At 74.4% G+C, this 6,830-nt stretch carries 6 protein-coding genes; 4 read left to right on the forward strand and 2 right to left on the reverse strand.

The features are described from left to right. Window positions 1–8 precede the first annotated feature (8 nt). On the forward strand, window positions 9–2,006 hold the full coding sequence (locus tag ACFV4G_RS22170; protein WP_380442967.1) for an acetyl/propionyl/methylcrotonyl-CoA carboxylase subunit alpha: 1,998 nt from the start codon (window positions 9–11) through the stop codon (window positions 2,004–2,006). Window positions 2,007–2,018: 12 nt separating this feature from the next. After that, window positions 2,019–3,191 (forward strand): acyl-CoA dehydrogenase family protein, encoded by a 1,173-nt coding sequence (locus ACFV4G_RS22175; protein WP_380442969.1) that lies wholly within the window; start codon window positions 2,019–2,021, stop codon window positions 3,189–3,191. Window positions 3,192–3,198: 7 nt separating this feature from the next. Here the strand turns inward: ACFV4G_RS22175 and ACFV4G_RS22180 are convergent, their stop codons facing one another. Together ACFV4G_RS22180 and ACFV4G_RS22185 are read right to left on the reverse strand one after the other, a co-directional pair. Further along, window positions 3,199–3,885, reverse strand: a complete 687-nt coding sequence (locus tag ACFV4G_RS22180; RefSeq protein ID WP_380442971.1) for a class F sortase — start codon at window positions 3,883–3,885, stop codon at window positions 3,199–3,201. Further along, a complete protein-coding gene (locus ACFV4G_RS22185) occupies window positions 3,872–4,603 on the reverse strand; it encodes a hypothetical protein (protein WP_380442973.1) in 732 nt (243 codons plus the stop codon). The genes ACFV4G_RS22180 and ACFV4G_RS22185 overlap by 14 nt, the downstream gene beginning before the upstream one ends. A 236-nt stretch (window positions 4,604–4,839) precedes the next feature. On the opposite strand from ACFV4G_RS22185, the gene ACFV4G_RS22190 reads away from it, so the two are divergent. Next, a complete protein-coding gene (locus ACFV4G_RS22190; RefSeq protein WP_380442975.1) occupies window positions 4,840–6,429 on the forward strand; it encodes a 4-coumarate--CoA ligase family protein in 1,590 nt (529 codons plus the stop codon). Window positions 6,430–6,499: 70 nt separating this feature from the next. After that, window positions 6,500–6,830: TetR/AcrR family transcriptional regulator (locus tag ACFV4G_RS22195; protein ID WP_380442977.1), on the forward strand; the 331-nt coding region annotated here is incomplete at its 3' end.

Genomic DNA, 6,830 nt, shown 5'->3' on the forward strand with positions numbered 1-6,830 from the left:
GACCTGGAATGATCACCAACCTGCTGGTCGCCAACCGCGGCGAGATCGCCCGCCGGGTGTTCCGCACCTGCCGTGCCCTCGGCATCGCGACCACCGCCGTGCACTCCGACCCGGACGCCGGCGCCCCGCACGTCCGCGAGGCCGACGCCGCCGTCCGGCTGCCCGGCGCCGCGCCCGCCGACACCTACCTGCGCGGCGACCTGATCGTCCGGGCGGCTCTGGACGCGGGCGCCGATGCCGTCCACCCGGGGTACGGATTCCTGTCCGAGGACGCCGGGTTCGCGCAGGCGGTGCTCGACGCGGGCCTCACCTGGGTCGGCCCGCCGCCGGCCGCGATCGCCGCGATGGGCTCCAAGACGGCCGCGAAGCGGCTGATAGCGCAGGCGGGCGTGCCCGTCCTCGACGCCCTCGTCGAACCCGCCGAGGCGGACCTGCCGCTGCTGGTCAAGGCGGCGGCGGGCGGCGGTGGCCGGGGCATGCGCGTCGTCCGCTCGCTGGCGGAGCTGCCGGGCGAGATCGAAGCGGCGAAGGCCGAGGCCGCCAAGGCCTTCGGCTCCGACGAGGTGTTCTGCGAGCGCTACCTGCCCACCGGCCGCCACGTCGAGGTCCAGCTGATGGCCGACGCCCACGGCACGGTCTGGGCGGTCGGCGACCGCGACTGCTCGCTGCAGCGCCGCCACCAGAAGGTGATCGAGGAGGCCCCGGCGCCCGGGATCCCCGACGCCGTGCGCACCGCGCTGCACGCGGCCGCCGTCTCCGCCGCCCGCGCGATCGGCTACGTCGGCGCGGGCACCGCCGAGTTCCTCCTCGCGGAGGACGGCCGCTTCCACTTCCTGGAGATGAACACCCGCCTCCAGGTCGAGCACCCGGTCACCGAGGCCGTCACCGGACTCGACCTGGTCGCGCTCCAACTCGCCGTCGCCGAGGGGGAGAAGCTCCCCGCCGCACCCCCGCCCACGAACGGCTGCGCGATCGAGGCCCGCCTCTACGCCGAGAACCCGGCGCACGACCACCGGCCCGCCACCGGCATCCTGCACCGCTTCGAACTCACCGTCCCGCACGAGGAGTTCGGCGGCACGCTCCGCCTCGACTCCGGCGTCGAGAACGGCAGCACCATCACGCCGCACTACGATGCGATGCTCGCCAAGGTGATCGCCTGGGCCCCGACCCGCGCGGCCGCCGCCCGCCGCCTCGCCGACGCCGTCGCCCGCGCCCGGCTCCACGGACCCACCACCAACCGGGAGTTGCTCGCCCGAGCACTGCGCCACCCGGCCTTCCTGGAGGGCCGCCTGCACACCGGATTCCTCGCCGAGCACGCGGCCGACCTCACCGCCCCGGACGACAAGGGCGCGGCGAGGGCGGCCCTGGCCGCCGCCCTCGCCGATGCGGCGGAGCGCCGCACGCCGCTGCCGTCCGGCTGGCGCAACCTCCCGTCCCAGTCGCAGGTCAAGCGCTACCGGGCCACCGACGGAGGCGAGTTGGAGGTGCGCTACCGCCTCACCCGGGACGGCCTGCGGGCCGACGACCACCCGGACACCGAGCTCGTCGAGCACGAGCACACGCCGGAGAGCGTCACCCTCCGCCACGGCACGATCCGCCGCACCTACCGCGTCGCCCGCTACGGCCCGGACGTCTTCGTCGAGACCCCGGACGGCACGACCGCCCTCACCGTCGTCCCCCGCTTCCCCGACCCCGCCGCCCAGACCGAACCGGGGGCCCTGCTCGCCCCGATGCCCGGCACCGTCATCCGGGTCGCCGCCGCCGTCGGCGACACCGTCACCGCCGGGCAGCCCCTGCTGTTCCTGGAGGCGATGAAGATGGAGCACCGCGTCGTCGCCCCCGCCGACGGCACCCTCGTGGAACTCCGCGCCACCCCGGGCCGGCAGGTCGAACTCGGCACCCTGCTCGCCGTCGTCAAGCCCTCCGTCGTCAAGCCCTCCGTCGTCAAACCCTCCGTCGTCAAACCCTCCGTCGTCAAACCCACCGCTGTCGCCCAAGAGGCCTGAGGAAGGACCCGCATGTCCGCCATCGGCAGTCAGCTCCTCGAAACGCCCGAACGTCAGGCCCTGCGTCGCGCCGTCGGCGACCTCGGCCGCCGCTACGGCTCCGCGTACTACCTGGCCAAGGCCCGGGCCGGCGAGCCCGCCGACGAACTGTGGGCCGACGCCGGCAAGGCCGGCTACCTCGGCGTCAACCTGCCCGCCGAGTACGGCGGCGGGGGCGGCGGCATCACCGACCTCGCCATCGTCCTGGAGGAACTGGGCACCGCCGGCTGCCCGTTGCTCCTGCTGATCGTCTCCCCGGCGATCTGCGGCACGGTCATAGCCCGGTACGGCACGGACCAGCAGAAGCGCCGCTGGCTGCCGGGACTGGCCGACGGAACCCGCCGGATGGCCTTCGGCATCACCGAACCCGACGCCGGCTCCAACTCGCACCGGATCTCCACCGTGGCCCGCCGCGACGGCGAGGACTGGCTGCTCACCGGCCGCAAGGTGTTCGTGTCGGGCATCGACCACTCGGACGACGTGCTGTTCGTCGCCCGCACCGAGGACGCCCGCACCGGCAAGCTCAAGCCCTGCCTGTTCGTCGTCCCGCGCGAGACCCCGGGCTTCGAGTTCCGGGCGATCCCGATGGAGCTCGTCGCCCCCGAGAAGCAGTTCCAGGTGTTCCTGGACGACGTCCGGCTGCCCGCCGACGCGCTCGTCGGCGACGAGAACGCGGGCCTGCTCCAGCTCTTCGCGGGCCTCAACCCCGAGCGGATCCTGACCGCCGCGTTCTCGCTCGGCCTCGCCCGCCAGGCCCTCGGCAAGGCCGTCGAGTACGCGAAGACGCGGACGGTCTGGTCGACCCCGATCGGCGCCCACCAGGGCCTCGCCCACCCGCTGGCGCAGTGCGCGGTGGAGATCGAGCTGGCCCGGCTGATGACGCAGAAGGCCGGGCTGCTCTACGACGCGGGCGAGGACCTCGCGGCCGGCGAGGCGGCCAACATGGCCAAGTACGCGGCCGGCGAGGCCGCCGCCCGCACGGTCGACCAGGCGGTGCAGACGCTCGGCGGCAACGGCCTCACCCAGGAGTACGGGCTGGGCGCGCTGCTGGCCGCCACCCGGGTGGGCCGGGTGGCCCCGGTCAGCCGCGAGATGGTGCTCAACTACGTCGCCCAGCACACCCTCGGGCTGCCGAAGTCGTACTGACGGCGGGTCACTTGACGCCGGTCAGGTGGGCGAACACGACGGTGTTGGACTCGTACCCGGTCTTCCGGTCGAACTTGCCGCCGCAGGTGATCACCCGCAGCTCGGCCCGCTCGGTGGCGCCGTACACGAGGGCGTCCGGGAAGTCCTTCTTCGGGAACACCCGGACGGAGTCGATCGTGAACACCGCCGTGCGCCGGTCCTTGCGGGCCACCTCGACGGTGTCGCCGGGGCGCAGCAGCCCGAGCCGGTAGAAGACGGCCGGCCCGGTGCGGTTGTCGGCGTGCCCGATGGTGATGGCGTTGCCGGCCGCTCCCGGCGCCGTGCCGTCGCGATACCAGCCGGCCAGGTTGCGCTGGTCCATCGGCGGGGGGTTCAGCTGCCGGGAGGCGCTGAGCCCGAGGCCGATGACCGGGGCGTCGACCTTGATCGCGGGGATCCGGATCCTGGTCGGCGGTGAGGCGGGCAGCGGCGGGTGGGCCGGGACCGGCGGGGGCGTGGCCACCGGCGGACGGCCGGGGCTCGGCGCCGGTACGGCCGTGGCGGCCGGCGCCGGCAGCGGCGGCCCGTCCCGGCCGTCGGTGCCGACGTGGACGAGCCAGATGCCGCCCGCCGCGAGAGCCAGCGCGACGACCCCGGCCGTGACCGGGCCGGGGCCGCCGCGCGGTACGCGGAAGGGGAGGTCAGGAGTCGGCATTGGTCCCGGGACGGCGGCGCATCGCGCGGATGGTGAGGCCGCCGGCGCCGACGAGCAGCGCGACCCCGCCGATCACCTCGGCGGCGTTGGCCCCGGAGGTGCCGCCGCCACCGGTGGGCACCCCGCCGTGGGGCCCGCCGCTGGGGGAGGCGCTGGGCGAGTGCGAGTGGCTGGGCGAGGTGCTGGGGGAGGTGCTGGAGGACGCGCTCGGTGACGGTGACGGTGACGGCGAGGAGGAGGACGATGACGACGGCGACGAGGACGGCGACGACGAGGGCGACGACGACGGCGAGGGCGACGAGGAGGCGCACGAGACGTCGAAGACCTTGTGCTTGGCCGACCCGTTCTCGCCCACGAACGTCCAGTCGAGCTTGTAGTGCCCGTCCGGCAGGGTGAAGTTGCCGGTGTTCCCGGTGCCGTTGGTGAGCGTGATCGACCCGGCGAGTACCTGCGCCGTGCCGGTCGGCGGCTGCTGCTCGATCGTCCAGTTCACCTGCTGGATCGTGTCGAAGTTGAACGCGTCCAGGTAGAACACGCAGACCTTGGGCTCGTCCCGCGTGTCGCTCACCGGAGTGGTGCTGTTGTGGATCTTGACGTCGCCGTTGTCGCCCGGTGCGGCGAACGCGAGCGGTGCCCCGCCGAGGGCGAGGACGACGGCCGTGGTGGCGGCGGCGAGCAGGCGGCGGCCGCGCGGCAGGGTAGGGGAGGTGGCTCTCACGGTTGGGGTGCTCCAGGTTCCGGGGCCGCTCCCGGGGGCGGGCGGCCGTGGTGCACACCGTCCGACCGGGCGCCCCCCGGCGGCAACTGTGCCACGCGCGCTCCGGCCGTCGTTCCCCACAATGGCCCAGCGTCCCTCCGCTGTCCGTATGCTCCTGAACGCGCCCCCGGCCGACCCGCCCCCGAGACCCGTCGCCGGTCCAGAATCCACCTCAACTTCCTTAGTGGAGGCTTACCTTGGTGTTCCTCAGCGACTTCCCCGACGTACCGACGATCGACCTGCCGATCCACGACGCGGTGCTCGGCGACGCCGAGCGGTACGGCGACCGGCCGGCCCTGATCGACGGCCTCACCGGACGGACCGTCAGCCACGCCGAGCTCGCCGGGTCCGTGCGCCGGGTCGCCGCCGGCCTGGCCGACGCGGGCGTGCGCAAGGGCGACGTGCTGGCGCTCTTCAGCCCCAACACGATCGCGTACCCGATGGCGTTCTACGGCGCCACCCGGGCCGGCGCCACCGTCACCACCGTCTCCTCCCTCGCCACCCCGAACGAGCTCGCCGGCCAGCTGCGCGACAGTGGCGCCCGCTGGCTGGTCACCGTCTCCCACTTCCTGCCCACCGCCGCGAAGGCCGCCGAGCTGCTCGCCGCCGAGGGCCGCCCGCTGCGCGAGATCGTCGTGCTGGACGGCGCCGACGGCCACCGCTCGCTCGCCGACCTGCTCGCCAGCACCGCCCCGGTGCCCGAGGTCCCGATCGATCCCGGCGAGGACGTCGCCGTGCTGCCGTACTCCAGCGGCACCACCGGCCTGCCCAAGGGCGTCATGCTCACCCACCGCTCGATCGCCACCAACCTCGGCCAGGTGGACGCCCTGTACCGCCCCGAGCCGGGCGAACGGGTGCTCGCCGTCCTGCCGTTCTTCCACATCTACGGCCTCGCCGCGCTGCTCAACCAGCCGCTGCGCTGCGGCGCCGCGGTGGTCGTGCTGCCGCGCTTCGACCTGGAGCAGTTCTGCCGCGCCATCGAGGAGCACCGGGTGCAGGCGCTCATCGTGGCCCCGCCGATCGCGCTCGCCCTCGCCAAGCACCCGCTGGTGGAGCGCTTCGACCTGTCCTCCGTCGAGTACCTGCTGTGCGCCGCCGCCCCGCTCGACACCGAGCTCGCCGCCGCCTGCGCCCGCCGCCTCGGCCTGCCGCACCTGCTCCAGGGCTACGGCATGACCGAGCTGTCCCCGGTCACCCACGTCGTCTCCCCGCACGACACGGACCCCTCGCCCGGCGCCGTCGGCCGGATGGTCCCCTCCACGGAACTGCGCGTCACCGCCCTGGACGGCACCCGGACGGACCTCGGGCCCGGCGAGCCCGGCGAGCTCCTGATCCGCGGCCCGCAGGTGATGAAGGGCTACTTCGGCCGCCCCTCCGAGACCGACGCCGTGATCGACGAGGAGGGCTGGCTGCACACCGGCGACGTCGGCTTCGTCGACGACCGCGGCTACCTGCACATCGTCGACCGGGTCAAGGAGCTGATCAAGTACAAGGGCTACCAGGTCGCCCCCGCCGAACTGGAGGCCGTCCTGCTGGGCCACCCGCAGATCGCCGACGCCGCCGTCATCGGCGTGACGGACGCCGAGGGCACCGAGTGTCCCAAGGCCTTCGTCGTCCGGGTGCCCGGCAGCAGGCTCAGCGCCGAGGACGTCACCACGTTCGTCGCCGGCCAGGTCGCCCCCTACAAGAAGGTGCGCGCGGTCGAGTTCGTCGAGGCCGTCCCCAAGTCCCCCGCCGGAAAGATCCTCCGCCGCGAACTGCGAGCCCGAGAGGCGGCGGCCCGCTGACCCGCACGCAGGGCGCAGCTGTGAGGATCGACCCGCCGAGCCCCCACCGGAACAGGAACCGCCAGCACCGATGACCAGCCACTCCGCCGTCCGCACCCCCCGGCAGGACCGCAGCCGTGCCACCCGCGCCCGGCTGCTCGCGGCGGCCGTGGACTGTCTGGCCGAACGCGGCTGGCACGGCTCCACCGTCGCCGTGGTCGCCGAACGCGCCGGGGTCTCCCGGGGCGCCGCCCAGCACCACTTCCCGACCCGCGAGGACCTGTTCACCGCGGCCGTCGAGTACGTCACCGCCGAGCGGCTGGCGGCCGTCCGCGCCCACGCGGTCGAGCTGCCGGGCCCCCGCGCCCCCCCCCCCCCCGCCGCCGGGGGCACAATTGTGTGCGCGCGAAACACCCCCCCGG

The sequence above is a fragment of the Kitasatospora sp. NPDC059747 genome (assembly GCF_042732955.1).
Taxonomy (GTDB): domain Bacteria; phylum Actinomycetota; class Actinomycetes; order Streptomycetales; family Streptomycetaceae; genus Kitasatospora.

What these genes read in the sequence shown, in the direction of transcription:
- ACFV4G_RS22170 (WP_380442967.1), top strand. Translation starts at nt 9, where the DNA reads ATGATCACCAACCTGCTGGTCGCCAACCGCGGCGAGATCGCCCGCCGG.
- ACFV4G_RS22175 (WP_380442969.1), top strand. Translation starts at nt 2,019, where the DNA reads ATGTCCGCCATCGGCAGTCAGCTCCTCGAAACGCCCGAACGTCAGGCC.
- ACFV4G_RS22180 (WP_380442971.1), bottom strand. Translation starts at nt 3,885, where the DNA reads ATGCCGACTCCTGACCTCCCCTTCCGCGTACCGCGCGGCGGCCCCGGC.